The organism is Lysinibacillus parviboronicapiens (assembly GCF_003049605.2).
GTDB lineage: Bacteria > Bacillota > Bacilli > Bacillales_A > Planococcaceae > Lysinibacillus > Lysinibacillus parviboronicapiens.
This window is the reverse complement of the sequence record NZ_CP073713.1, coordinates 1,242,882-1,267,807: the sequence shown is the minus strand read 5'-3', so window position 1 is coordinate 1,267,807 and position 24,926 is coordinate 1,242,882. Positions and strand designations below refer to the sequence as shown.

At 38.7% G+C, this 24,926-nt stretch carries 24 protein-coding genes; 4 read left to right on the top strand and 20 right to left on the bottom strand.

Going from position 1 to position 24,926, the window contains the following annotated elements; all coding sequences use genetic code 11:
* Nucleotides 1-52 precede the first annotated feature (52 nt).
* From C9J31_RS05940 to C9J31_RS05905, 8 genes are all read right to left on the bottom strand, one after another.
* Nucleotides 53-781: a GntR family transcriptional regulator gene (locus C9J31_RS05940; RefSeq protein ID WP_107923032.1), complete on the bottom strand. Its 729-nt coding sequence runs from the start codon at nucleotides 779-781 to the stop codon at nucleotides 53-55.
* 199 nt (nucleotides 782-980) lie between these two features.
* The gene (locus C9J31_RS05935; protein WP_107947822.1) at nucleotides 981-3,275 is read right to left on the bottom strand and encodes an FtsK/SpoIIIE family DNA translocase; all 2,295 of its coding nucleotides are present in this window, start codon (nucleotides 3,273-3,275) and stop codon (nucleotides 981-983) included.
* Between the two features lie 274 nt (nucleotides 3,276-3,549).
* Entirely contained in the window at nucleotides 3,550-5,217 is a 1,668-nt protein-coding gene (locus C9J31_RS05930) for a ribonuclease J (RefSeq protein ID WP_107947820.1), read from the bottom strand.
* A 499-nt stretch (nucleotides 5,218-5,716) separates the two neighbouring features.
* Nucleotides 5,717-6,616: a 4-hydroxy-tetrahydrodipicolinate synthase gene (dapA, locus tag C9J31_RS05925; protein ID WP_107947818.1), complete on the bottom strand. Its 900-nt coding sequence runs from the start codon at nucleotides 6,614-6,616 to the stop codon at nucleotides 5,717-5,719.
* A gap of 13 nt (nucleotides 6,617-6,629) precedes the next feature.
* Entirely contained in the window at nucleotides 6,630-7,667 is a 1,038-nt protein-coding gene (locus tag C9J31_RS05920; RefSeq protein ID WP_107923036.1) for an aspartate-semialdehyde dehydrogenase, read from the bottom strand.
* 82 nt (nucleotides 7,668-7,749) lie between these two features.
* Complete coding sequence (locus C9J31_RS05915) at nucleotides 7,750-8,340, bottom strand: dipicolinate synthase subunit B (RefSeq protein WP_107923037.1); 591 nt, start codon at nucleotides 8,338-8,340, stop codon at nucleotides 7,750-7,752.
* Nucleotides 8,334-9,113: a dipicolinate synthase gene (locus C9J31_RS05910; protein ID WP_107947816.1), complete on the bottom strand. Its 780-nt coding sequence runs from the start codon at nucleotides 9,111-9,113 to the stop codon at nucleotides 8,334-8,336. Before C9J31_RS05910 ends, C9J31_RS05915 begins: the two co-directional genes overlap by 7 nt.
* Before the next feature lie 9 nt (nucleotides 9,114-9,122).
* The gene (locus C9J31_RS05905) at nucleotides 9,123-9,386 is read right to left on the bottom strand and encodes a YlmC/YmxH family sporulation protein (RefSeq protein ID WP_010858502.1); all 264 of its coding nucleotides are present in this window, start codon (nucleotides 9,384-9,386) and stop codon (nucleotides 9,123-9,125) included.
* A 198-nt stretch (nucleotides 9,387-9,584) separates the two neighbouring features.
* Here C9J31_RS05905 and C9J31_RS05900 point away from each other — a divergent pair, with 198 nt between their 5' ends.
* From C9J31_RS05900 to C9J31_RS05885, 4 genes are read left to right on the top strand one after another with little or no spacing between them, the layout of a single operon-like run.
* Nucleotides 9,585-9,962 carry a GntR family transcriptional regulator gene (locus C9J31_RS05900; protein ID WP_054767149.1) on the top strand — a complete coding sequence of 126 codons (378 nt, stop codon included), beginning with the start codon at nucleotides 9,585-9,587 and terminating at the stop codon, nucleotides 9,960-9,962.
* On the top strand, nucleotides 9,963-10,808 hold the full coding sequence (locus tag C9J31_RS05895) for an ABC transporter ATP-binding protein (protein WP_107947814.1): 846 nt from the start codon (nucleotides 9,963-9,965) through the stop codon (nucleotides 10,806-10,808).
* Complete coding sequence (locus tag C9J31_RS05890; RefSeq protein ID WP_107947812.1) at nucleotides 10,808-11,434, top strand: ABC-2 transporter permease; 627 nt, start codon at nucleotides 10,808-10,810, stop codon at nucleotides 11,432-11,434. The genes C9J31_RS05895 and C9J31_RS05890 overlap by 1 nt, the downstream gene beginning before the upstream one ends.
* Before the next feature lie 14 nt (nucleotides 11,435-11,448).
* Nucleotides 11,449-12,063 carry an ABC-2 transporter permease gene (locus C9J31_RS05885; RefSeq protein WP_107947810.1) on the top strand — a complete coding sequence of 205 codons (615 nt, stop codon included), beginning with the start codon at nucleotides 11,449-11,451 and terminating at the stop codon, nucleotides 12,061-12,063.
* Between the two features lie 161 nt (nucleotides 12,064-12,224).
* On the opposite strand, the gene C9J31_RS05880 is transcribed toward C9J31_RS05885, so the two are convergent.
* The 12 genes from C9J31_RS05880 to infB all read right to left on the bottom strand — a co-directional run bounded on the left by C9J31_RS05880 (nucleotide 12,225) and on the right by infB (nucleotide 24,923).
* Nucleotides 12,225-12,716 (bottom strand): pyridoxamine 5'-phosphate oxidase family protein, encoded by a 492-nt coding sequence (locus C9J31_RS05880; protein ID WP_107947808.1) that lies wholly within the window; start codon nucleotides 12,714-12,716, stop codon nucleotides 12,225-12,227.
* Between the two features lie 13 nt (nucleotides 12,717-12,729).
* Nucleotides 12,730-13,512, bottom strand: coding sequence for an ABC transporter ATP-binding protein (locus C9J31_RS05875; RefSeq protein WP_107947806.1), 783 nt, complete (start codon nucleotides 13,510-13,512; stop codon nucleotides 12,730-12,732).
* A complete protein-coding gene (locus C9J31_RS05870) occupies nucleotides 13,512-14,501 on the bottom strand; it encodes a FecCD family ABC transporter permease (RefSeq protein ID WP_107923043.1) in 990 nt (329 codons plus the stop codon). Before C9J31_RS05870 ends, C9J31_RS05875 begins: the two co-directional genes overlap by 1 nt.
* A 15-nt stretch (nucleotides 14,502-14,516) precedes the next feature.
* Nucleotides 14,517-15,509: an ABC transporter substrate-binding protein gene (locus C9J31_RS05865; RefSeq protein ID WP_107947804.1), complete on the bottom strand. Its 993-nt coding sequence runs from the start codon at nucleotides 15,507-15,509 to the stop codon at nucleotides 14,517-14,519.
* A 148-nt stretch (nucleotides 15,510-15,657) separates the two neighbouring features.
* Nucleotides 15,658-16,881 carry a M16 family metallopeptidase gene (locus C9J31_RS05860; protein ID WP_107947802.1) on the bottom strand — a complete coding sequence of 408 codons (1,224 nt, stop codon included), beginning with the start codon at nucleotides 16,879-16,881 and terminating at the stop codon, nucleotides 15,658-15,660.
* A gap of 87 nt (nucleotides 16,882-16,968) precedes the next feature.
* Nucleotides 16,969-19,083, bottom strand: a complete 2,115-nt coding sequence (pnp, locus tag C9J31_RS05855) for a polyribonucleotide nucleotidyltransferase (RefSeq protein ID WP_107947800.1) — start codon at nucleotides 19,081-19,083, stop codon at nucleotides 16,969-16,971.
* Between the two features lie 238 nt (nucleotides 19,084-19,321).
* Nucleotides 19,322-19,591: a 30S ribosomal protein S15 gene (rpsO, locus tag C9J31_RS05850; RefSeq protein ID WP_010858490.1), complete on the bottom strand. Its 270-nt coding sequence runs from the start codon at nucleotides 19,589-19,591 to the stop codon at nucleotides 19,322-19,324.
* Between the two features lie 131 nt (nucleotides 19,592-19,722).
* Nucleotides 19,723-20,673, bottom strand: coding sequence for a riboflavin biosynthesis protein RibF (ribF, locus tag C9J31_RS05845; protein WP_107947798.1), 951 nt, complete (start codon nucleotides 20,671-20,673; stop codon nucleotides 19,723-19,725).
* 13 nt (nucleotides 20,674-20,686) lie between these two features.
* On the bottom strand, nucleotides 20,687-21,598 hold the full coding sequence (gene truB / locus C9J31_RS05840; RefSeq protein WP_107923047.1) for a tRNA pseudouridine(55) synthase TruB: 912 nt from the start codon (nucleotides 21,596-21,598) through the stop codon (nucleotides 20,687-20,689).
* A 218-nt stretch (nucleotides 21,599-21,816) separates the two neighbouring features.
* Entirely contained in the window at nucleotides 21,817-22,158 is a 342-nt protein-coding gene (gene rbfA, locus C9J31_RS05835) for a 30S ribosome-binding factor RbfA (protein WP_107923048.1), read from the bottom strand.
* A 201-nt stretch (nucleotides 22,159-22,359) separates the two neighbouring features.
* Entirely contained in the window at nucleotides 22,360-22,638 is a 279-nt protein-coding gene (locus tag C9J31_RS05830; protein ID WP_010858486.1) for a DUF503 domain-containing protein, read from the bottom strand.
* Nucleotides 22,638-24,923: a translation initiation factor IF-2 gene (infB, locus tag C9J31_RS05825; protein ID WP_107947796.1), complete on the bottom strand. Its 2,286-nt coding sequence runs from the start codon at nucleotides 24,921-24,923 to the stop codon at nucleotides 22,638-22,640. Before infB ends, C9J31_RS05830 begins: the two co-directional genes overlap by 1 nt.
* Nucleotides 24,924-24,926: the final 3 nt, after the last annotated feature.

Genomic DNA, 24,926 nt, shown 5'->3' with positions numbered 1-24,926 from the left:
GTGTTAACCCCCCAAAGGTATTGTAATTAGCAGGAAAATATTTAGAAATGTTCTACACCCTTTTTCTTACTACATGGAAGCTGAATTTATCAGCTCGGAAATAATTTTTTGAATACAGCACTACTTGATCATGGTCATCGTAATGCAGCTGCTTCAATACTAAAAGTGCCGTTTCACGACCACAATTTAAAATCGGCGATGCTTGTTCATGATAGCCAACTGGATCAATGTAAGTCACAGCGTAGGCAACATGAATTTTACCCGATTGTTCAAGTGCAGAAAAAAGTGAAACTTCTTTTTTGTCTACAAAGTCAGTAGGCAGGAAGCTAGCTGGTAATTTATCTATACAATAAACTACTGGTTCACCATCCGCTGTTCTGACACGTTCAATCGTGAGTATTTTATCTTCGCCATCACATTGGAAGCGTTTTAAATCTTCATCAGAAGGGACGGTTTCAGTTGCTTTTAAAAAACGCGATCCTGGTTCCATCCCTGCCGTTTCGATCATAGAAGAAATACTGGATAAATGCTCGATGCCAGATGTAAACAACGGCTTAGGATTAACAAATGTACCAACCCCATGTCGACGCACAATCACATTTTCCTCTTCCAACAGTCGAAGCGCTTCTCTAAGTGTTGCTCGACTGACTCCTAGTGATTTCGATAATTCAAACTCTGAAGGCAGTTTTTCATTTTCTTTAAAAACGCCAGTCTCAATATCAGATTTTAAACGATCAATTACTTGAAGATAGAGATGACGATGATCTGCTTTAATAGTCACATATATCACCACCAAAATCAGAGATCAGACATCTGATGTACAACATTCCTACTAATCGTTCATAAATATAACATTTTTGCAGAATGAAATAAACTGTTTTGAGAAAAATCTGTAATAGAAATCGCCCTATCACGACATTTATTGCTAACAAATGGACAAAAATATAGATATCACCTAAAATTTGGTCTCGCCTACATCGTTAATTATCGTACTGATGAATGAGCACTTGACGAGGTTTACTTCCCTCTGAAGGCCCGACAATACCGCGTTGTTCCATCTGATCGACGATACGAGCGGCACGGGAATAGCCAATGCGGAAACGACGTTGTAGCATTGAGACCGAAGCCGTTTGCATACCGACTACTAATTGCACAGCCTCATCAAATAATTCATCCGTTTCTTCTAAAACAGTTTCCTCTTCTGTTGGAATCATCTCTTCTTGATACTGTGCTTTTTGCTGTTCTATAACAAATTCTACGACTTCTTCTACCTCTTGATCTGATAAAAATGCACCTTGCACACGCTTAGGTTTAGAAGCACCAGCTGGTAAAAATAGCATGTCCCCTCGACCAAGCAATCTCTCTGCACCACCCATATCTAAAATGGTTCTCGAATCAATCGCTGAAGACACGGCAAAAGCAATACGAGAAGGGATATTCGCCTTTATAACACCAGTCAATACATCGACACTTGGTCTTTGTGTTGCCAGTATTAAATGAATACCCGCTGCACGAGCCATTTGAGCTAACCTTGTAATAGAATCCTCTACATCATTGGACGCCACCATCATTAAATCTGCTAACTCATCCACAATTACCACAATATATGGTAGTTTAGGGTGTTTTTCAGCAGTTTGTTCATTTACTTTTTGTACATGACCATTATATCCTTCAATATTACGGGTGCCTGTATGTGAAAATAAATCATAGCGTCGTTCCATCTCGGATACCACTTTTTTTAGTGCCTGAGATGCTTTACGTGCATCTGTCACAACAGGCGCTAATAAATGCGGAATGCCATTATAGACATTTAACTCGACCATTTTTGGATCAATCATCATCAGTTTTACTTCATGTGGTTTTGTTCGCATTAGTATGGATACGACAATGCCATTTATACACACACTTTTCCCACTACCAGTTGAACCAGCGACTAGTAAATGTGGCATTTTATTTAGCTCAGCTAACACAGCCTGTCCCGTAATATCACGACCTAACGCCACTTGAAGTAATGCATCCGGCTTGGCACCATCTTTAGATTCCAGTACTTCTCTCAATGTAACAATCGCTACCTCACTATTAGGTACTTCAATGCCAATGGCAGATTTCCCAGGAATCGGTGCTTCCATACGAATATCTTTAGCTGCAAGTGCTAAGGCAAGGTCATCTTGTAAGTTCACAATTTTGCTGACCTTAACGCCAATATCTGGTAAAATTTCATATTTTGTCACAGCCGGTCCTAGATGGACCTGTGTCACCTTTGCTTTTACGCCAAAGCTTTGTAATGTTTGCTCAAGTTTTTTTGCATTCGCCTGTATCACTGAATATTCGCCACTTTGGTCATGTTGTGGAGGCATTTTTAACAGGTTAAACGAAGGAAGCTGGTAATCTGCATTTTCAATAGCAGCTGTGTCTTCAATATGAACATCATCTACCAACTCCCCTTCTTCTATTTCCGCGTTCTGAGCGGGAACAAACGTCTCCTGTCGCTCATGCGAAACATTTTGTGTAAAGGCTGAGATAATTGGCTCATGCGCAATTTCATCTTCTTCTTGTACTGGTTGACTATAATCTACAGCAGCAATTTCATCCATACTTTCTGATCTTGTGCGACGATTCGTTTGTTTTTTCTTCGGTGCACTTTTCTTCTTTTCTTGCTGTTTTTTTTGCCATTTCCCAAAAAGAGCAGGCATTTTTTCCGCTAAATACGGCACAAGTGCTTTTCCAGTCACTAAAATCAATCCAATAAAGAAAATAACCCATGCGACGACCTTCGCACCAGTTGACTCAAATAGCACATGTAGCCCACTAAAAAGCAAGGCACCTACCATACCACCACCAAGCGAATTACTACGATGCACCACACCATCCGTATTAATTAATATACGCCAAGACTCACGCAATACAGAGTCTGATAATAAGCCACTCGATTTGGATAATTGCTCAAAAAGAATACTATGACTAAAAATTGTTAAGCTCATAATAATCAGGAACATTCCGAAAATCAGTCGATCCTTCATGCTTATTTTTTTGCGTCCTATCATTAGTATTAATGCAATAAATATCAGCATAAACGGTACAGCAAAATGTAAATTCCCTATTAAAAACATTGCAATTGTTTGGAGTATACGCCCAATCATGCCATATTCAAAAATCATAATGACCGCAAGCGCAATTAGGATGAGCCCTAAAATTTCATACATAAGCGGGTGCATTTCTTTATTTTCTGCCGATGGTTTCCCCTTAGTTGCTTTTCTTCTTTTACTAGTAGCCATTTTTTCACCTTCTTTGCAATCCATTCTATATATGTAGCGAATGATATCATGTAGAACTCAATTATTTCAAAAAAAAGGATTTTCCACCGTTATGCCGGCTAGAAAATCCTTTTTCATTTGCTACCTACCAAAAGCATTCACGATAAATGTTAAACCCATAATACGGGATTGATCATGCCAACATATTGTTGGTTACTTCGGCGTTAAGCACAAGTACATATATATCAGATGGAAGAATGAAAAATCCTCTTCCGTTTATAAATTTTACTTTGTTTTAATACTCCATAATGATTGGGATAATCATTGGGCGGCGCTTTGTTTTTTGGAATAAATAAGTATTTAATGTATCACGAATTTCTTGTTTAATATTTGTCCATTCAAATGTTTCTTTACCAACATATTTTTCGATTACATTTTTGGCAATTTCCGATGCTTCCACCATCAATGCTTCCGATTCACGAACATAGACAAAACCACGCGATAAAATTTCTGGACCCGACGCAATTTTCTTTTGCGCACGATTTAATGTCACAACAACAATGAATATACCATCCTGAGATAGTAATTTACGGTCACGCAGGACTATATTGCCCACATCGCCAACCCCAATACCATCAATGAGGACATTCCCTGCTTGTACACGGCCGCTCATTCGCATTTTACCGTTTTTGTATTCTACAATATCCCCTTTATCGGCGATGAAAATTTGTGATTTTTGCATACCTAATTGTTGTGCAAGCTTAGAGTGTGCAATAAGCATACGATATTCACCTTGTACAGGGATAAAATATTTCGGTTGCATTAAGTTGAGCATTAATTTTAAATCCTCTTGGCTACCATGACCTGAAACATGCACATTTTTACTAGATGTTAGAATTTCGGCTCCTGCTTTTGCAATCGAGTTCATGGCATTCGCCATTTGTACTTCCATGCCAGGAGATGGTGTGAACGTAATCAGCACTGTGTCATCTTTTTTAATCTTGATGTCTCTGTGATGTTTACGAACAATTTTTTCTAATGCATCTAGCGGTTCGCCTCTATTGCCCGTTGCAATAATAATAATTTCATCATCTTGATATTTTTGCATATCCGAGATTGGAATAATTGTATCTTCTTCAAGTGTTAAATAACCTAATTGTACACCTAAATCCACAGCTTTTTCTAAAGGTTTCCCTACAATCGCCACTTTACGGAACGATTTTTGAGCTTGCGCGAATACTTGTTGAATACGAATAAAGTTTGAAGCATACACAGCGACTAAAATACGCCCTGGTGCTGAATGGAATGTTTTTGATAATTGCTCTTCAATCACAATTTCAGATGTCGTATAACCTGGTCGTTCTGCTTCACAAGATTCCGAAAGCAGAATAAATACGCCTTCTTCCCCTAACTGTGCCATCTTCGCCAAATCCGGCTTGAATTTGCCAGTCGCAGATTGATCGAATTTAAACTCTCCTGTATGAACGATTGCTCCTTCAGAAGTATGGAACACTACCCCTAACGAATCGGGAATACTATGTGTTGTATGGAAAAATGTCACATACGTTGAGTTGAAATTCATACGGCTACGATTTGTTACTTCAAAGAATTTCACCTGATGTGGTGCAGGTAATTCCTTCAAATGCTCTTTCGCGAGTGCAATTGTCAGTTTAGACCCGTACACAGGTGCTTTTACTTTTTGTAAGATATACGCAATTGAACCAATTGCATCTTCATGTCCGTGCGTTAAGAAAATCCCTTTCACACGCTCTTTGTTTTCTTCTAAATACGTAATATCAGGAATGACGATATCAATGCCCAGCATCTCGTCTTCTGGGAACATTAAACCACTGTCAACTACAAATAGCTCTTCGTCGATTTCTACTACGTACATTGCTTTTCCAATTTCGCCCACGCCACCAAGTGGAATGATGCGAATTAATTCATTTTTCTTTTTTGTCAATTTATTTCCTCCTAAAAGATATCCCGAACAGCAACCACTTAATTTTCATTATACGGTTTGCAAAGCTTTTGCACAAATTAAAAATACATGTTTCGTGTTGGAAACATGCATTTTATTTCTACTATATTTAATTTTAGCTAGACTTTCCTATTAATAATAGGAACCAAGGGGCAAAGATGATTGCAAAATTAGGATGTGTATGGTTAGCTTCTCTTTTAGTAAGCGAAGCTGGCTGTTCGAATTGTCTCAGCACCATGTGCATGTAGTCTACATACCTTCGCTCAGGTAGTGACGTACATCGCTTAGATAGCCCAATGTACCGCTCAGATAAAGGGAAGGACCCCTCAGGTACAGAGAAGAATCGCTCATGTAGTCCCATGGACGCTCGGATAATCAAGTGCTATACGCGTGGGGAAACACCCATCACAACTCCTAAATTCAAATATACAGCTTTCGGCTCAAAAAAAGCGTGGCTGTTCATTCAGCCACGCCACACTCTTTATCTAAAATTCTTAGCTTTTTCTTGATAGGTTTCCCAAACTTGGTCAAAGCTTGCTTTTTCATCTGCTGTCATCTCCACCATAGGTAGACGAACATTTAATGTATCAAAGCCTAATTTTGTCATTGCATATTTTACAGGTGATGGATTCGGCTGTGCAAACAAAGCACGCACTAGTGGTAATAATGCTCGGTGAATTTTGGCAGCTAGCTGATGATTTCCTTCTTCAAACGCTTTAATCATTTGTTGCATATCATTACCAACAACGTGTGAGGCAACTGAAATAATACCAGCCCCACCAATTGCAAGTAACGGCAGTGTTAAACCATCATCCCCACTATACACAAAGAAATCATCTGCAGCGTCAACATTCTCAATAATATCGCCCATTTGATCTAAATTTCCGCTCGCTTCTTTAATCCATGCGATATTCGGAATTTTACTTAAAGCAACAGATGTTTCATATGCAACGTTAATGCCGGTGCGACCTGGTACATTATAAAGCATCACTGGGAGCTTCGTTTCTTTAGCAATGGTTTCAAAGTGCGCAAAAATACCACGTTGGTTTGGTTTATTGTAGTACGGTGCTACTAACATAATACCGTCTGCACCGTTTTCTTCAGCTTTATGCGTCATTGCAATAGAGTAGGCTGTTTCGTTATCCCCTGTACCTGCAATAACTGGTACACGACCTGCCACTTTCTCTACTGTAAATCGTACAACTTCAATTTTTTCTTCAGTGGTCATCGTTGGATTTTCAGAGGTTGTGCCACAAGCAACAATACAATCAGTACCGTTTTCTATTAAATGATTAATAATTCGTTCTAGTTCTGGATAATTAATCGTGCCATCTTCCTTAAACGGCGTAATCATCGCCGTTCCAATTCGACCTATATTCATCCTTACACCCCTCTTATAGTAAGTTATCCTCAAGCATTGCTTCTGCAATTTGGATAGAGTTTAATGCGGCGCCTTTTAATAGATTGTCTGATACGATCCATAGATGGAATCCTTTTTTATTGTCTAAGTCTTGACGGATACGTCCTACAAAAGTAGCATCTTCCCCTTCTGCATAAATTGGCATTGGGTAAGTTTGTGTTGCAATATCATCTTGTAATTCAATTCCAGGTGCATTACGTAATACTTCGAAAATTGCTTGAACTGTTGTCTCTTTTTCTACTTCAATATAAACAGATTCAGAGTGTCCAGAAACGACTGGCACACGTACGCAAGTTGCAGCTACTTTTAGTTCTGGTGCATGCATGATTTTTTTCGTTTCATTAATCATTTTCATTTCTTCGTATGTAAAGCCATTGTCAGTAAATTTATCGATTTGTGGAATGACATTACGAGCAATTGGGAAATGACGTTTGTCGCTACCAGAAGGTAAAATATTTGCTTCTACTTCCTTACCTGCATCCCAGTTTGCGCTTTGTGTTTTTAATTCTTGAAGCGCTGAAATACCTGCACCTGAAACTGCTTGGTATGTCGATACTAATACTTTCGTTAAACCAAATGCTGCACGGATTGGTTCAAGTGCTGCTACCATTTGAATTGTAGAGCAGTTTGGATTTGCGATAATTCCTTTATGCTTAGCAAGATCGCCGCGATTTACTTCCGGTACAACAAGCGGTACCTCTGGATCCATACGGAAATGGCTCGTATTATCAATGACAACTGCACCACGTTTTGCCGCTTCTGGCGCAAGCGCCGCTGATACCGAACCACCCGCTGAGAATAAAGCGACATTGACGCCTTCGAAAGCTTCAGGTGTCGCTTCTTCAATTGTATATGTCTTTCCATTGAATTCGATTGATTTTCCTGCTGAACGTGCAGAAGCTAAAAACTTAATGTCCCCAATAGGAAAATTTCGTTTTATTAACTGCTCCATCATTTTCGAACCTACTGCTCCTGTTGCACCTACTACCGCAACTGTTAACTGCTTTGTCATCTGTCATCTCTCCTTGAATACAAGTTCCATAATGTGTGCTATTGTATCACAAAAATACTGAATTTTGTGTGTAATTATTGATTTATTTGAAATATTGTATCAACAATGGTTGTAATTGCATTTTCTGCGTAATTGCTGCATGTACGGTGTCAACCATTTGATCAAAATCAGCAATTAATGAGTTCGGTTTGCCATGTGGAGAATCCTGACCAAATGGAATAAAGTATATATTTTTAGCATTGAGTAGTTTCATAATATTCATGCCATTTAAACCAAGGGCATCATTAGTCGAGATGCCTAGTACAACAGGTGAACCATTGCGCAAAGTTGCTTTTGCTGCCATCAACACTGGGCTGTCTGTGGCTGCATTTGCAAATTTACTAATACTATTACCTGTCATTGGAGCTATAACCATTGCATCCAATGGATTTGACGGTCCAAACGGTTCCGCTTCTTTAATAGAAGAAATAACTTTTTCTCCTGTCAAATCCTCGATTTTTGCAATCCATTCCTCCCCAGTGCCAAAGCGTGTAGCTGCATGTAAAACGGAGTGGGTAATAATAGGAATCACCGTTGCCCCTACATCGATAAAGTTTTGAATTTTAGGCACAACATCTTCATACGTACAATGTGAAGCCGTAATACCTAAACCAATTCGTTTCCCCGTTAGCAATTTTCTTCCTCCTCTATTGCCTTGCACAATATTTCTGCCGCATCATGTGCAAAGTATTTCCCAGGTAATGATGGCAATAGTACATACGTTTGTAACTGGTCAGCATCTATATCTAAGCATCCTGGTTCAGAAGCTAAATCATATAACACTGCCGGTACATAATCTTGGAATGACTCTGTAATCCACTTGGCTGGAATTGTATTAATGAAAATGCCATCATGGATCGACCATTTACGATCATCTAAATTTGTCGCTTTATAACCATATGCCTTGGCTTCACTGACTTGCACTACCGACCTTGCAACTATGTGCACATTAGCCCCCATCTTAACGAGTAAAGACGCGAGCATTTTGGCTATGCGACCAAAACCTGCGATAGTAAAGTTTTGTCCGTAAATACATTTTTGCTCTAGACCGTAAAACGTGGCGATAAATCCCTCCGCTGTTAAACGAGCATTTTGCCAAATAAAAGACTCTTGCTGCAAATAGCAATTCGTTTCATTTTTTTCAAGCAATTGCTTCCAATGCATCGTCAGGCGCCCCGTATAAAACTTAACTTGAGATGTGCCATATAATTGTTCAACTTCAATCTTTAATGGCAGAATGGGTAGCACAATCTTATTGGGTTGGAACTCTAAAACCAATTTATTTAACTCTTCATTCCAGACGGTTGTTCTTTTATAAAATACTGTACGCGATGGACTCCTCAACATTGTTGCTAATTCCTTTAATCTTGAGTCTTCCCCAATCACGAGCCATTTTTCATTTTCCAAAAGCTCACCTCACTGTAAAAATTCTGACTGTACTGTCGTTGTTTTGTTAAATAAAATACGATCTTCGCCTATTAGTATAATTTCATGCCATGGAATCATTTCACTAACTTTTACTTTCTTTTTTTGGAATGGCATCTTATCTTTAATAATCTCAAAGCCATGAATCTTTCCAGTTTGTACATCTAATAGGCATTCTGTATGTGCTAGTATGCCAAAATGTACCCCACCTTCAACCTGAATTAACTCTTTATCCACCATTTCTGATAGTAGCATGCCTCATCTCCCTCCTTGAGCCGTTATCCCAATATATGCCGAGTTTTTGCAATTCGTGCCCATCATTAAGAGTACTTCTGGGTTGCATTTTTCGCCCTAACTGTATATGGTGTGTATATACAGTTATTATTTTATTACCAAAGCACAATGGCAAACCATTATTACACCTAGGCCATTTCAATCTGTGAGGTGAAAAAAGTGCATATTCATTTAAGTAATGCGAGCGACAAACCCATTTACGAGCAAATTACGATGCAATTAAAAGAAGCAATTTTGGCCAATAAATTGCAGGCCGGTGATGCATTACCTTCTATTCGTATGCTTGCCAAGGAGTTAAAAATTAGCGTCATGACTACGAAGCGGGCTTATGCTGATTTAGAGCGAGATGGTTTTATTGAAACGGTCGCCGGAAAAGGTAGCTTTGTTACGGAGCGTAATCAGGATTTTCTACGCGAGGAGTTACTTCGTCAAATCGAAGAACATTTACACAAGGCAGTAAAGACAGCAAAGACAGCCGGACTTACAAAAGAGGAATTACAAGAGCTATTATCGCTAATCTTAGAGGAGGACAATTAAATGAATGCCATTGAAATTCATGATTTACATAAAAGTTTTGTTGGCTTTTCACTAAAGGATGTGAGTTTTTCAGTACCCCAAGGAACAGTCATGGGCTTTGTTGGAGAAAATGGTGCAGGCAAGTCAACAACAATTAAATGCATATTAAATTTACTGAAAAAAGAATATGGCGAAATTTTGCTATTTGGTAAGGATGCTGTCGAACATGAAATTGCGATAAAAAACGACATCGGTGTCGTTTTTGACGATTTGCATGTACCTGAGACGCTAAATGCGACGCAACTCGACAAATTTATGAAGAAGGTATTTATATCGTGGGATTCACACTATTATTTTGAGCGGCTGGCACAATTTAAAGTACCCGTGCAAAAAAGAGTAAAAGAGCTATCCCGAGGAATGAGGATGAAGCTGTCAATTACACTAGCACTTTCCCATCATCCAAAGTTGTTGATTTTGGATGAACCAACAAGTGGGCTTGATCCTATTATTCGTGACGAAATTCTCGACTTATTTTTAGCGTTTATGCAGGATGAAAGACATAGTATTTTATTTTCTTCACATATTACGAGTGATTTAGAAAAGATTGCGGATTATATTACATGTATTCATAATGGGGAAATTTTATTTAGTGAAAGTAAGGATGTGATGCTTTATGAATATGGCATTTTCAAAGGGAGTAAAGAGGAAGTAAGCGAATTGCCTGAGCACGCTATTATTGGGAAGCGCTATGGCATTTTTGGTGTTGAGGTGCTTGTCCGTAGAAACAATATAAATGAGGTATTTCCTCTAGAAAAGCCAACTATTGAGGAAATAATGCTATTTTACGTGAAAGGTAATGTTGTGTGATGACTGCTCTTATCATGAAAGACTTTATGACCATTCAGCGTCAATTGAAATCACAGGCTATTTTTCTCATCATCATTGTGATAATGTCGGTTTTCATGCAACAGAGCACAATACTTCTTTTCTTTATTGTATTTATCGTCACCATTCAAGCAATAACTGCTCTCACGTATGATGAACTATGCAACTGGGATAAATATGCAAATACTCTTCCAATTTCAAAGAGCGATATAGTGCTCAGTAAATATATACTAAGTATCATGTTAATAATCATTGGTCTTGGGTTTGCGTTACCTTTTGTCTTACTTATAAATCGCTTCACAAATCACATAGAAACTACTAATTTTTTTCTGACTTTCTGCCTAATCGTGACTGCCGCCTTCTGTATGTTGGCAATGTTGCTACCTATATATATTAAATTCGGCTCTATCAAAGGAAGAATCGTGCTTATTGCTCTATGCTTCATACCGAGTTTTTTAATAGGTGTATTAGATCAATATGTTTCTAATTTTTTAGTGACATTATCAAAATTACAAGATTTCAGCTACTTTGCACCTTTCGTTGGGCTTTTTATCTTATGGCTGTCTTCTCTAATATCAACTGGTATTTATAAACGTAAGGATTTTTAGGAGGTTATACAAGAATGAAAGCTTTACTTTGGCATAGAATTTCGATGCAAAAATTCTCGATAGTTAGCGTATTGATTGTTTGTATTGTTTTTAACTTCATCAGTATACGGTATTTTGATAGTTTTTCAATGTTGTTTTTCATCGTTATTTTTTCAGTTAATATTGTCAGTAGTTTTTATGAGCAAGACAAGAGGGCAAACTGGGAGCTATTCGTCAATAGCCTACCATTAGCAAGGAAAACACAGTTAACAACTGATTTTCTATTTTGCTATTGTCAAATTTTATGTCTTTTCATCGTTTCTGCACCTTTTTATTTTATGCGTACGGATGAATACAGTAGTTTTTCAGAGCATTTCGCTTTGTATTTCGCAAATATTAGTTGTGCGATTTTACTTATCTGTATACAATTTTACATACAACACGTGCAAGATACAAAGAGCATGAAAAATTTAAGGATGTTTACGGCCATTTTTCTTATTTTTCTAATTAACTATCCTATCCATTATTATTTATCATTAGTGGCAGGAAATTTATTAGTGCTCCTTGTTCCAACCATTATCAGCACTATGATTAGCATTTTTGTTTTTCGTAAATGTCTCACTCTATTTGTAGCAAAGGAGATTTTTTGATAAAAACGACTACTTTACTATTTTTATTTATTTGCGATAATATACGGTTTCTATAAATTAACGTTCGTTTTGCATGAAGAACTACAGAAAGGTTTCGAGAATGGTGGCATTCCCGAAACCTGTTGTCATCAGTTAACCAAAAAGATGAAACTGACAAATGCTTACTTATCAACAACTACATGTATTAAGGTATCATTAACTATATCGATATCAAATGCTTTACCAAAACCTATAACATAACGGCCTTCTATTGGTGTAAGTTCAAACAAAGAAAAATCAAGAGTACGTAGCAGCTTCATCATGGGTGCGCTATGTACCTTATCAAATATAGCAAACACTTCCTCATGCCCATCACTGCCTAAATGCTTAGGCGTACATTGCCAGCGTGCGCGCTCGGCAGCAAAGCTATTAGATGTTATTGCTTCATCTGCTACACATAATACATCAACAAATTGTGCTTGCTCTAGCAGCTGGAAATGCTCTGCAATTCGACTAATATAAATATAAAACTTACGATTTACACGAACAAAAGGTGTCGTGCTACTAAATGGCTTTCCTTCAGCGTTTATCAGACTTAATACACAACTTTTTTTCCCTTGAATAAACACTTCATAGTCTTGTTTAATTTTTTCAATATCTATTGTTTTTTTCATGATATAGCCTCCCCTAACATTTAATTGTATTTTTTAATTGAATACGTGGGGCTGAATCCCATTCAACATGTTGAATTTCTGCCTCCATTTTATAAATGGTCTGAATCATTTGTTCTGTCATGACATCGTCAGGTGTACCCATTTGGGCACGATAGCCATCTTTTACAACAACGATTCGGTCACTATAGCTCGAAGCCTGATTCAAATCATGGAGTACCATAACGACAGTCATCCCCATATCTCGGTTCAACTCACGTACTAGCTCGAGCACCTCATGCTGATGGGCAATATCTAAATAGGTTGTCGGCTCATCTAATAATAAAATTTGTGGTCTTTGTGCCAGTGCCATTGCAATCCACGCACGTTGTGATTCCCCGCCTGATAATGCGGCAATGGATTGAGCTTTGTAATGGGTGAGCTGTGTTTTCTCCAGTGCCCAATCTACAATCGCATAGTCTTCATCATCTAAGCGTTCAAACCATTTTTTATGTGGATAACGTCCATAACATACTAAATTACGTACTGTTATATCCGCAGGGGCTTGGTTACGCTGACTTAATACACACATTTTCTTGGCAATTTCCTTTGATGACAATTGGCGCATATTTTCTCCGTCAAACGTAATCGTCCCTGCACTATAGGGTAACATTCGCGACACTGCTTTTAAAATCGTAGACTTTCCGGAGCCATTTGGCCCGATGATGGATAACACCTCTCCCTTTTTGACATTAAATGAAAAATCATGGATAACTTCTTTGTGCTCATAGCAAACTGCAAGCTGCTCAATTTTTAACATTAAAACGCCCTCTTTCGCATTAAGTATAGAAAGTAGGGACCACCGATAACCGCCATTAAAATACCCGCCGGAATATCCAGTGGCGCAAATAGCGTCCGACCACCCGTATCAGCAAGCAGTAATACAATAGCCCCCATTGCCATACTCATCGGCAACATATATTTATAGTCCGAACCGACAAGTAATCGTGCCATATGCGGGACAATTAAACCGACAAAACCAATCATGCCAATTGCTGCCACTGAAATGGCTGCTAAAAAAACTGCTAAAATGGATAACAGAATTCGAATACGTGTGACATTCTCACCTAAATTTACAGCGACTTGATCGCCTAAACGAATAATATTTGCCTTACGGATTGCGAATATCGATAATATCCAGCCAATGATAGCGTACACATAAATCATTTGCAATGATGCGTGACCTTTGGCAGCTAAACTACCATTCAGCCATTGCACTGCTGATGGTAAACGATCACTATATAAAATAGAAAGGAAACCAATTACCCCTCCGCATAGGGCATTGACGGCAACCCCCGATAAAATAATCGTTATCGGCGTTATGCCAGTCCGCCGCCAAGCAAGTGCATAGACAATTGTTGCAGCAAGTAATCCCCCGACAAATGCAGCAATGGGTATTAGATGCGTGTATTCAGGGTTCGCCAACATAATGAGCAACACAAATGCTGCTGCACCACTGGTTACACCTGTCAATCCAGGATCTGCAAGCGGATTGCCCATCACTGCTTGTAGTAAAGCACCTGAAATGGCAATATTAGCGCCAATAATTAGCGCCAATAAAACTCGTGGCAGACGAATATCCCAAATAATAGTCGTAAAGACTCCTTCTTCACGTCCATTAAAAATCGTCTTTAAAATATCTGGAACGGCAATATGCACACTGCCTAGCCCTATTGCCACAATTGCAGCAATGAGTGTCAGTGCAAATGTTAAAATAACAATTGTGCGACTTCTCGTTGTTCGAATCATGTGAAGCACCTCACGCTATTCAAGGAAATAATCAGCAATTGTTGTTAATGCTGTATCAACATTTGTAATTGATGTTACACCGAAAATACTGTAATCTAGCATATAAATTTTATCGTTTTTATAGGCTGATAATTGTGTCCATGCACTATTTTTGGCAACTTCCTGTTTGAACTTATCTTCATTTGCTCCATGATCTCCTGAGGCCAATACGAAAATCATATCTGGATCAGCGACAACAATTTCTTCAAGGTTAATGGCAGAGTATGTGGATTCCGTTTTTAAAACTGATTTCGCAATATTATTTGCACCTAGCTGTTGAACTAAACTTCCTAAATATGATTTATCGTTCATCACCATAAAGTCATCTGATGTTCCAATCACTAACATAACCGATGGCAGTTCTTTGCCTTGTGCTAGCTTCGCTAATTCTTGTTCCTTTTCTATAATATTTTTTAGTACTTCATTCATTTTTTCTTCTTTGCCAAAATATGTACCTAACACCTTGAAGCTCAGCTTTAAATCTTCAAACGAATCTGTCGGTAAATATGCAGCTTGTAAATTCATGCCTTGTAGTGCTTTATCCAGTGAATCTTGTAACGAGGATGCACCAATAATTAATTTTGTTTGCAAACTCGAAATGACCTCTAAGTCTGGGGCCATTGGTGAACCGATACGTGTCACCGCATCGAAATCCGCTGGAATTGGATTCGTAGAAGTAGGCACTCCTACAGGAACAATATCCAATAAGTGAAGCATCTCTGTTAAAGGAACAGACGTCGTTGCCATTTTATCTGGTACCGTTGCTGGGAACGACGCTAATAATTGTTGGAACTTCCCTTCATCGACACCATCTTCAAATACATCCGCTTTTACAGCTGATGTACCAGCTTTTTGTTCCTGTGTCTCTACTTCAACTGAATCTTCCCTCTTTACTTTTTGTTGTTGTTCTGCACACCCAAAAAGTGCTAATGATAGCGCTATCAAACTTACACAAACAAACTTCTTCATTTATAAATATCCTCCTATTAAATGATAATGATTTTCAATATCATTTATGCTATCAAAGTTTATTGAGAATATCAATAGTTAATTGAGAATGTGTTTTTCATAGGTACTAAAAAAGAATCATTCACTTTCGTGAATGATTCTTTTTTAGTTATAAATCAGGGCCAATTATGGAAATCGCAGGCTCTGCTTTTAATATTTTTGCTATTAAGCGATCTACTGATGCCATTGATACTGCATCAATAGAAGCTAAAACCTCATCTACTGAACGATGTCTTCGATGTACTAGTTCACTTGTACCGTTGCGGTTCATACGTGCCCCAGTCCCTTCTAGACCTAATACAAAACTACCTTTTAGCTGTTCTTTTGCATTATCTAGTTCTTCCTCTGTTACACCACCTGCTAGGATATCAAGCATTGTGGCATCTATCGTATGTTGAAGCTGGGGCAATTGCTGGCGACTTGTACTACCGTAAATCGTAAATGCTCCAACGTCTGCATAACAGGATTGATAAGAGAAAATTGTATAAGCCAAGCCACGTTCTTCACGCACCTCTTGAAAAAGGCGTGAACTCATATTACCACCAATAATGTTATTGAGTGCAATAAAGCTATACATATCTGGATCTTTTACACCAATCGCTGGATAAGACAGCGCTAAATGTGCCTGCTCCGTATCACGTGCTTTTACAATTTCGCCAGCTTGAAACTGAGGCTTTGTCAGAGTTGGTGCTATAGCTAGAGAGGATGCCTGATAATGCCCAAATAAATTCTCAATAGTTGTCAAAAGTTCCGCTGAGATATTTCCTGCAAGTGAAATAACGACAGATTCCGGTCCATAATGTTTAGCCATATAGTTGCGAATCATCTCAGCTGTAAATGTTTGTAATGTTGCTGCAGTCCCTAAAATAGAGCGACCAAGGGCATCATTTGGATACATGACTTGCCATAGCTTTTCATGGACATCGTCATCAGGAGCATCTTCACTCATTAAAATTTCTTCTAGAACCACCTGACGTTCCTTCTCTAATTCTTCCTTTGTAAATGTAGAATTAAAGAACATATCCGCTAATATTGTCATGGCAAGTTCCGCATGGTGATCCAACACTTTTGCATAGTAGCATGTATTTTCCTTGGATGTGAAGGCATTTAACTCTCCACCGATACGATCAAACTCTTCCGCAATTTGACGTGCTGAACGCGTTTTTGTTCCTTTAAATAACATATGCTCGATAAAATGTGTAATACCGTTCTCCTCTGGCAACTCATAGCGTGAGCCAGCATCTACAAATATTCCAAGTGCGACTGAGCGCACATGGTCAATTTGCTCCGATACAATACGAACACCATTTTGACATGTATGTACTTGTACCAAATAATCTCCTCCATTAGCAATATGTTGATGTTACCCTGTTTCTTTATCTCAAAAAAGGCTGCGCATCACACGCAGCCTTTAACTTTTTTATTTATCTTGTTCAGCGCGTTCTTTTTCTTCTTGTACAACCACTTTACGAGATAAGTTCACACGACCTTGCTTGTCGATTTCAATTACTTTTACAAGTAATTGATCGCCAAGTTTGAGGACGTCTTCTACTTGTTTTGTGCGTTCTTCTTGAATCTCTGAGATGTGTAATAAGCCATCTTTACCAGAGAAGATTTCACAGAATGCCCCGAATTTTTCGATACGTTTTACTGTAGATAAGTAGTACTCGCCTACTTTTGCTTCACGTACGATGTCTTCGATAATTTGTTTTGCACGCGCATTCATGTCTTCATCCGCAGAAGAGATGTAAATTGTACCATCTTGTTCTGTATCAATTTTCACGCCAGTTTCTTCAATGATTTTATTGATTTGTTTACCACCAGGCCCGATAACATCACGGATTTTATCAGGATTGATTTTCACAATGACGATTTTTGGTGCGTACGTAGATAACTTTTCACGTGGCTCTGCAAGTGTTGCAAGCATTGATTCTAGAATGTGCATACGACCGATTTTAGCCTGTGTTAATGCTTCTTCCAAAATGTTACGTGATAAGCCATCAATTTTAATATCCATTTGAAGAGCTGTTACACCTTTTGCAGTACCTGCTACTTTAAAGTCCATGTCTCCAAGATGATCTTCCATCCCTTGAATGTCTGTTAGGATTGAATAATGCTCGTCTTTTTTAATTAGACCCATTGCAATACCAGCAACTGGTGCTTTTAATGGTACACCAGCATCCATCATCGCTAATGTTGAAGCACAAATAGATGCTTGAGATGTTGAACCGTTTGATTCAAGAACCTCAGATACACAACGGATTGTGTATGGGAAGGCAGCTTCATCAGGAATTACTGCATCCAGTGCACGTTCACCTAACGCACCATGACCAATTTCACGACGGCCTGGTCCACGAATTGGGCCAGTTTCCCCAACTGAGAATTGTGGGAAGTTATAATGATGCATAAAACGTTTTGACTCTTCAACGCCTAAACCGTCGATAATTTGCACATCACCCAGTGCACCTAGTGTACAAATAGAAAGGGCTTGTGTTTGTCCACGTGTAAATAATGCTGAACCGTGTGTACGCTGTAGTAAACCTGTTTCAGAAGAAAGTGGACGAATCTCATCTAGCTTACGACCATCAGGACGGATTTTATCTTCAGTAATTTGGCGACGTACTTCGTCTTTCACCATTTTATCTAAAATTGTATACACTTGTTTCATTGTTGTGTCATCTGCTTCTTGCTCTTCATATGAAGCAACAATACGTTCTTTCACTGCTTGAATCGCTTCATCTCGCGCATGCTTTTCAGCAGTTTGAATGGCATTATGCATCTCAGTTTCACAAGCTGCTTTAATATCTGCTTGAATCGCTTCGTCTATTTCGAATAAAGTAATTTCTTTTTTCTCTTTACCAACCTCAGCTACGATTTGCTCTTGGAAGGCGATAATTTTTTTAATTTCATCATGACCAAACATAATTGCCTCAAGCATAATTTCTTCAGGCACTTCTAGAGCACCTGCTTCAACCATGTTGATAGCGTCCTTGTTACCTGCCACTGTTAAGTGTACAGTTGAATATTTCGATTGTTCAACAGTTGGGTTCACGATGAATTCACCGTCGATATAACCAACTTGAACGCCTGCGATTGGTCCGTCAAACGGAATATCCGAAATCGATAATGCTAAAGATGAACCAATCATTGCAGCCATTTCTGCCGTACAATCTGGATCATTAGACATTACCATTGAAATCACTTGTACTTCATTACGGAAACCATCTGGGAACATTGGACGAATTGGACGGTCAATTAAACGGCTCGTTAAAATCGCATTCTCAGAAGGACGGCCTTCACGTTTAATAAAGCCACCAGGAATTTTACCTGCTGCATATAAACGTTCTTCATAGTTTACTGTTAATGGGAAGAAATCTAGTGGTTTTGGTGATTTTGACATTGTTGCGGTTGCTAAAACAGAAGTATCTCCATAGCGCACTAATGCAGCTCCATTTGCTTGTTTAGCTAACTGTCCTACTTCAATAATAAGTGGACGGCCAGCCCATTCGTAGGAATAGACTTTCTTTTCGTTCATTCAATGAACCCCTCTCTATTATAAAAACACTTACTCGTCTGTATGTACTAATAGTAAGTGTACCAAAAATGCTTGTTCTATGCTAAATATTTCATTAAATAATCATACATTTAAATTTAGTTATTGCCAATTTATTTAGGATTTATTTCTTTTTGGTTTAAGTGGCTTTATTTTAGGTTGCTATAAAGTTTTAAAACATAAAGAAAAAGCGGGAATAATCCCGCTTTTCGATTGTCAATTAGCGACGTAAGCCTAAACGATTGATTAGTTCACGGTAACGTTGAACGTCAGTTTCACGAAGGTATTTAAGTAAGTGACGACGACGACCTACCATTTTAAGAAGACCACGCTCAGAGTGGAAATCTTTTTTGTGTGTACGTAAGTGCGTGTTTAAAGCGTTGATTTCCGCTGTTAAAACTGCAACTTGTACTTCTGGAGAACCAGTATCACTTTCGTGTGTACGGTACTCAGCAATGATTTCGTTTTTACGTTCTTGTGTAATAGCCATTTTTATTGACCTCCTAAATAATTGTTAATCCCCATTAGCACAGTAAACGTTGGAGTCATCGATGTACCGAGCTAAGGTTAAGCACTTTATGCATTATGAATGTTACCATAAAACAAAGGACCAAGCAAGCATTAACGCAGAGCCTCAAAATATTGAATCGTTTCTTGTTTGTCTTTTTCGATTTGTGTTTTCAACGCTTCTATGCCATCGAATTTTCGCTCGCTTCGAATCCGTTTATACCAAGTGACATGTACTTCTTCACCATATATATTTTTTTCGAAGTTTAAAATATGTACCTCGATAGATAATTGCTTGTCATTCGGATCCTTGAACGTTGGTTTATAGCCTACATTGCATACACCATCATACCATTTATTTTGTACAAGGAGGCGTACAGCATATACACCACTTGCTGGAATATAGGCACCCTCTAATGCTTGGACATTCGCTGTAGGGAAGCCAATTGTACGTCCACGCTTATCTCCGTGTACAACCATACCTGTTACCTCGAAAGGACGTCCTAATAGCATACGTGCAGCCTCCATATCGCCCTCTTGCAATAGCTTCCGAATACGAGTGGAGCTAATTTTTTCAAGCTCATCTGCCTTCTTCTCAACAACTGTCACGCCATAATCGCCATTGCTTAATGTGCGCATATCTTCCATAGTGCCTTTGCCAAATGCACCAAATGAAAAATCAAAACCTGCTGTCACATGCTGAATATTCAATGAACGGATAAAAGTATCGACAAAATCAGCTGGTGAGAGCTTGGCAAAATCAGATGTAAAATGCACGACGAAAACTTTATCAACGCCTTGTTCTTTAAATAACTGTAATTTCTGTTGCAGTAATGTAATGTAAAATACCTTTTCATTACGTCCACCTAGCACCAACGAAGGATGTGGATCAAATGTCATAACGGCGGTTGGAATTTGTCGCTTGTTCCCTTCTTTCTTTGCTGCTTCAATAACTGCCTGATGTCCTATATGCACGCCATCAAAGAATCCAATGGCCAAAGAATACGGTTGCATACTTTCTCGTTGTTGCAATTGATGTGGGTATTTTAAATGAATGACCTCCATACAAAAAATCCTCCTACTCTATCGTCGGGAACATTTTATGTGGCTTCATAAACCCTTCCTTCGTCGGATGAGCTTGATATACCGCAAATGCTTTCCCATTAATTCCAAACACAATTTTATCATGTATCTTTAATAATGCATCTGCCGGAAGCACTTGTCCATTGAAAATTTCTTTTTCAATAGCAGGCGTTATCTCAATGTACGGGTAATCTGATAAAGCATACTCAACTGGTAGAATACATGTATTTACTTGCTCTACTTCCATTAGCTCCGCAACTTGTGCCAATGTATAACAATGCTCTTGAGTAAATGTACCTGACGCCGTACGGACCAGTTCTTTCATATGTGCTGGATATCCAAGTGCCTCGCCAATTTGAACCGCTAATGTGCGTATATACGTGCCCTTGCTACATGCTATACGGATAGGGAAAGTAATTTCTTGTCCTTCATAAACCTCGACATCATCTAGTAACTGTAATTCATAAATTGTCACCTGGCGGCTTGGTCTTTCGATAGTTTCTCCTTTACGTGCATATTCATATAAGCGTTTGCCATTCACTTTAACTGCCGAAAACATTGGTGGTGTTTGAGTAATAAGGCCTGTCAGGGATGCTAATACTTCAAGCACTTTAGCACGTGTAAAAGACTTATTTGTGCTATCTTCCTCAACTGTTTCGCCTTCTGCATCCTCTGTTGTAGTTGTCCGACCAATGGAAATAACTGCTTCATACGTCTTGCCCGTATCTGTTAAATATTCTGCAATACGAGTTGCTTGTCCAATGCAAATAGGCAGGACACCCTCCACACCAGGATCTAGAGTACCTGTATGGCCGACCTTTTTTGTACGCAATATTTTTCGTAATTTAAAGACGCAATCATGGCTCGTCATGCCGCGTTCCTTCCAAAGCGGTAAAATACCGTTCATATAAATCCCCCTAAAATTAACCTTGGCGTATTTGTACTGCCATATAGAAAAAAGCCTGCCTGCATAGACATGCATGTGGCAGACTTTTTTTCTATTCTTGTTTAGGCCTAAGCGTCATTCCCTTAAAGTCGTTTCAATCCTGAATGAAAGTATAAATACGCACTTTCACTTCGGTCTTTCCATGCTTATTGGGATAAATCGGCACTTAAACACTTTTGTTATTCTTTGTGTAAATCACGTAGTAATGAATCAATTCGATTCCCATATTCAATCGATGAATCAAATTCAAAGATTAACTCAGGTGTACGTCGTAAACGGATACGTGAACCGATTTCAGAACGAATGAAGCCCGAAGCTTTTACTAATGCTTTTAGTGTTTCCTCTCGTTCTCGATCATTGCCTAGCGAAGTTATATAAATTGTTGCTTGTTGTAAATCACCTGTTACTTCAACACCGGTAACAGTTACGAATCCAACACGTGGATCTTTGATTTTACGGCCAAGAATTTCACCAAGTTCTTTTTTCATTTGCTCAGCAACACGATTTGAGCGTAGAGACATAGTTCGTCACCTCAATTTCGATGTCCAGATATTTGCACTACTTGCTTATGGTCGATTCCTGCTGACACATACCGACTGTAAAACATAGTGGAACGTCACACGTTTGAATCCTTCAAGCAATTGTTGTACATGGAAAATGACATAGCTGAAAACAGCAATATGCTTTGTCATGTATAAACAAGCACTAATACCCTTCCCTACTTATAAATAGTCTCGCCACACATTTAACTGCTCCCATGACGGATTTGACTGCAAATAGTGGAGTGCATGATTGATTTCACGCTCAGCTGCATCTTTCGAGGAAGAAACAGCAACAAGCGCTAATTTTGTCCGTTGCCACACATTTTGATGGTCAATTTCCGCAATGGAAACATTAAATTTCTGCTTTGTGCGAGTAATCATTCGCTGTAAGACAGCGCGTTTTTCCTTTAACGAATGGGCAGTTTGAATGATGAATTCAACCTCTGCATAGACAATCATTATGGACGTTTAATCTCTTCCATAATGTAAGCTTCAATAATGTCGCCTTCTTTAATATCATTGAAGTTTGTAATTGTAATACCACATTCGTAACCTCTTGCAACTTCTTTTACTTCGTCTTTGAAACGTTTTAATGTATCTAATTCACCTTCAAAAATCACGACATTGTCACGGATGACACGAACGCCAGAATCACGAGTAACTTTACCTTCAGTTACGTAAGAACCAGCAATTGTACCAACTTTTGACACTTTAATCGTTTGACGAACTTCAGCTTGACCAATAATTTTTTCTTCAAATTCTGGGTCAAGCATACCTTTCATCGCTTGCTCGATTTCTTCGATTACTTTATAGATTACACGGTGTAGACGAATATCTACGCCTTCTTCTTCAGCTGCACGTTTTGCATTGACATCCGGACGTACATTGAAGCCGATAACAATCGCATTTGATGCTGCTGCAAGAGAAATATCTGATTCAGTAATAGCGCCAGCACCAGTGTGGATAATTTTCACGTTAACGCCTTCGACATCAATTTTCATAAGTGATGCAGCCATTGCTTCTACAGTACCCTGTACGTCAGCTTTCACGATTAAGTTAAGTTCTTTCATTTCGCCTTGGCTCATTTGTTCAAATAAGTTATCCAGTGTGACACGTTGTTTTTCAGAACGTTGTGCTTGAATCGCTGTCATTGCGCGTGTTTCACCAACTTGGCGAGCCGTTTTTTCGTCTTCAAATACAACGAAGCGGTCACCGGCTTGTGGCACATCGTTTAAACCTGTAATTTCTACTGGTGTCGATGGACCAGCTTCTTTCACACGACGGCCTTTATCATTGACCATTGCACGTACACGACCATATGCATGGCCCACTACGATAGGATCTCCAACTTTTAATGTGCCATCTTGTACTAAAAGTGTTGCTACTGAGCCACGGCCTTTATCAAGCTGTGCTTCAATAACAGTACCAAGTGCTAAACGGTCAGGATTTGCTTTTAACTCGCCAACTTCTGCTACAAGTAATACCATTTCTAATAATGTATCGATACCTTCACCTTTTAATGCCGAGATTGGTACGAAAATTGTTTCGCCACCCCAAGCTTCAGGTACTAAACCATGTTCCGTTAATTCTTGCATAACGCGATCAGGGTTTGCAGAAGGTTTATCCATTTTGTTAACCGCTACAATAATTGGCACTTCTGCCGCTTTTGCATGGTTAATGGCTTCAACAGTTTGAGGCATTACACCATCATCCGCTGCTACTACTAAAATTGTTAAGTCCGTTACTTTCGCACCACGTGCACGCATTGTTGTGAACGCAGCGTGTCCAGGTGTATCTAGGAATGTAATTTTCTTATCGCCTTCTGTTACTTGGTACGCACCGATATGTTGCGTAATACCACCCGCTTCTCCGGCTGTAACTTTAGTGTGACGGATAGAATCCAGTAACGTTGTTTTACCATGGTCAACGTGTCCCATAATCGTTACTACAGGCGGACGTTCTGATAATACTGCTTCATTTACTTCTTCTGGTTGTTCGAAGTGTGTTTCTAAATCCGTAATATCTACACGGATTTCTTCTTCTACTTCTACACCATAGTCTGCACAAATTAACTCGATAGCATCCTTATCTAATTCTTGGTTAATTGTCGCCATTACACCCAGCATAAATAATTTTTTAATGATTTCAGATGGCTCACGGTGTAGTTTTTTTGCTAATTCTGCAACAGAAAGAGATTCAACAAATGTAATTTTTTCTGGTAATTCCTTTTGTTTCACTGGTAATGTAGGTTGGTGCGTTTTTGGATGACGGCGTTTACCACCGTGAATTCCTGGTTTTGGACGTTGGTTATAGCCTCCGCCTCTACGGTTATTATTATTATTGTTATTATTATTATTTTGTGTCATATTTCGATTTTGATTACCTTTAGTATTCTTAGATTTTTCGTTAGACGAATTTTGGTTTTGGTACGATTGTTGCTGATTGTTCGTTCTCGGCTTAGAAGTAGCAGAGTGCTGCTTTTGTCCCTCTTGTTTTTTCACCGATTGTTGTGGTTTCTGTTGCCCATTAGCTTGTGATCGTTGTGATACATTTTGAGTAGGTTGTTTCGCCTCTTTTTTGTCAGATGCTGGTTTAAATGATTGGTTTAACTTCGTCACAGTGTCGTTTTCCAACATAGACATATGATTGGTTACACTCACATTTAATTTATTTAGCGCTTCAATAACCTCTTTACTCGATTTATTCACTTGTTTCGCATATTCATGAACTCTGATTTTGGTCATCTG

Coding starts and splice junctions, on each gene's coding strand:
- dapA (WP_107947818.1), bottom strand. CDS start 6,616: ATGAATATAGGTCGAATTGGAACGGCGATGATTACGCCGTTTAAGGAA.
- C9J31_RS05885 (WP_107947810.1), top strand. CDS start 11,449: ATGAAAGCTTTACTTTGGCATAGAATTTCGATGCAAAAATTCTCGATA.
- truB (WP_107923047.1), bottom strand. CDS start 21,598: ATGAACGGTATTTTACCGCTTTGGAAGGAACGCGGCATGACGAGCCAT.
- C9J31_RS05865 (WP_107947804.1), bottom strand. CDS start 15,509: ATGAAGAAGTTTGTTTGTGTAAGTTTGATAGCGCTATCATTAGCACTT.
- rpsO (WP_010858490.1), bottom strand. CDS start 19,591: ATGGCTATTACACAAGAACGTAAAAACGAAATCATTGCTGAGTACCGT.
- C9J31_RS05880 (WP_107947808.1), bottom strand. CDS start 12,716: ATGAAAAAAACAATAGATATTGAAAAAATTAAACAAGACTATGAAGTG.
- C9J31_RS05890 (WP_107947812.1), top strand. CDS start 10,808: ATGACTGCTCTTATCATGAAAGACTTTATGACCATTCAGCGTCAATTG.
- pnp (WP_107947800.1), bottom strand. CDS start 19,083: ATGAACGAAAAGAAAGTCTATTCCTACGAATGGGCTGGCCGTCCACTT.
- ribF (WP_107947798.1), bottom strand. CDS start 20,673: ATGGAGGTCATTCATTTAAAATACCCACATCAATTGCAACAACGAGAA.
- C9J31_RS05870 (WP_107923043.1), bottom strand. CDS start 14,501: ATGATTCGAACAACGAGAAGTCGCACAATTGTTATTTTAACATTTGCA.
- C9J31_RS05895 (WP_107947814.1), top strand. CDS start 9,963: ATGAATGCCATTGAAATTCATGATTTACATAAAAGTTTTGTTGGCTTT.
- rbfA (WP_107923048.1), bottom strand. CDS start 22,158: ATGTCTCTACGCTCAAATCGTGTTGCTGAGCAAATGAAAAAAGAACTT.
- C9J31_RS05935 (WP_107947822.1), bottom strand. CDS start 3,275: ATGGCTACTAGTAAAAGAAGAAAAGCAACTAAGGGGAAACCATCGGCA.
- C9J31_RS05830 (WP_010858486.1), bottom strand. CDS start 22,638: ATGATTGTCTATGCAGAGGTTGAATTCATCATTCAAACTGCCCATTCG.
- C9J31_RS05920 (WP_107923036.1), bottom strand. CDS start 7,667: ATGACAAAGCAGTTAACAGTTGCGGTAGTAGGTGCAACAGGAGCAGTA.
- infB (WP_107947796.1), bottom strand. CDS start 24,923: ATGACCAAAATCAGAGTTCATGAATATGCGAAACAAGTGAATAAATCG.
- C9J31_RS05905 (WP_010858502.1), bottom strand. CDS start 9,386: ATGCTACTATCAGAAATGGTGGATAAAGAGTTAATTCAGGTTGAAGGT.
- C9J31_RS05875 (WP_107947806.1), bottom strand. CDS start 13,512: ATGTTAAAAATTGAGCAGCTTGCAGTTTGCTATGAGCACAAAGAAGTT.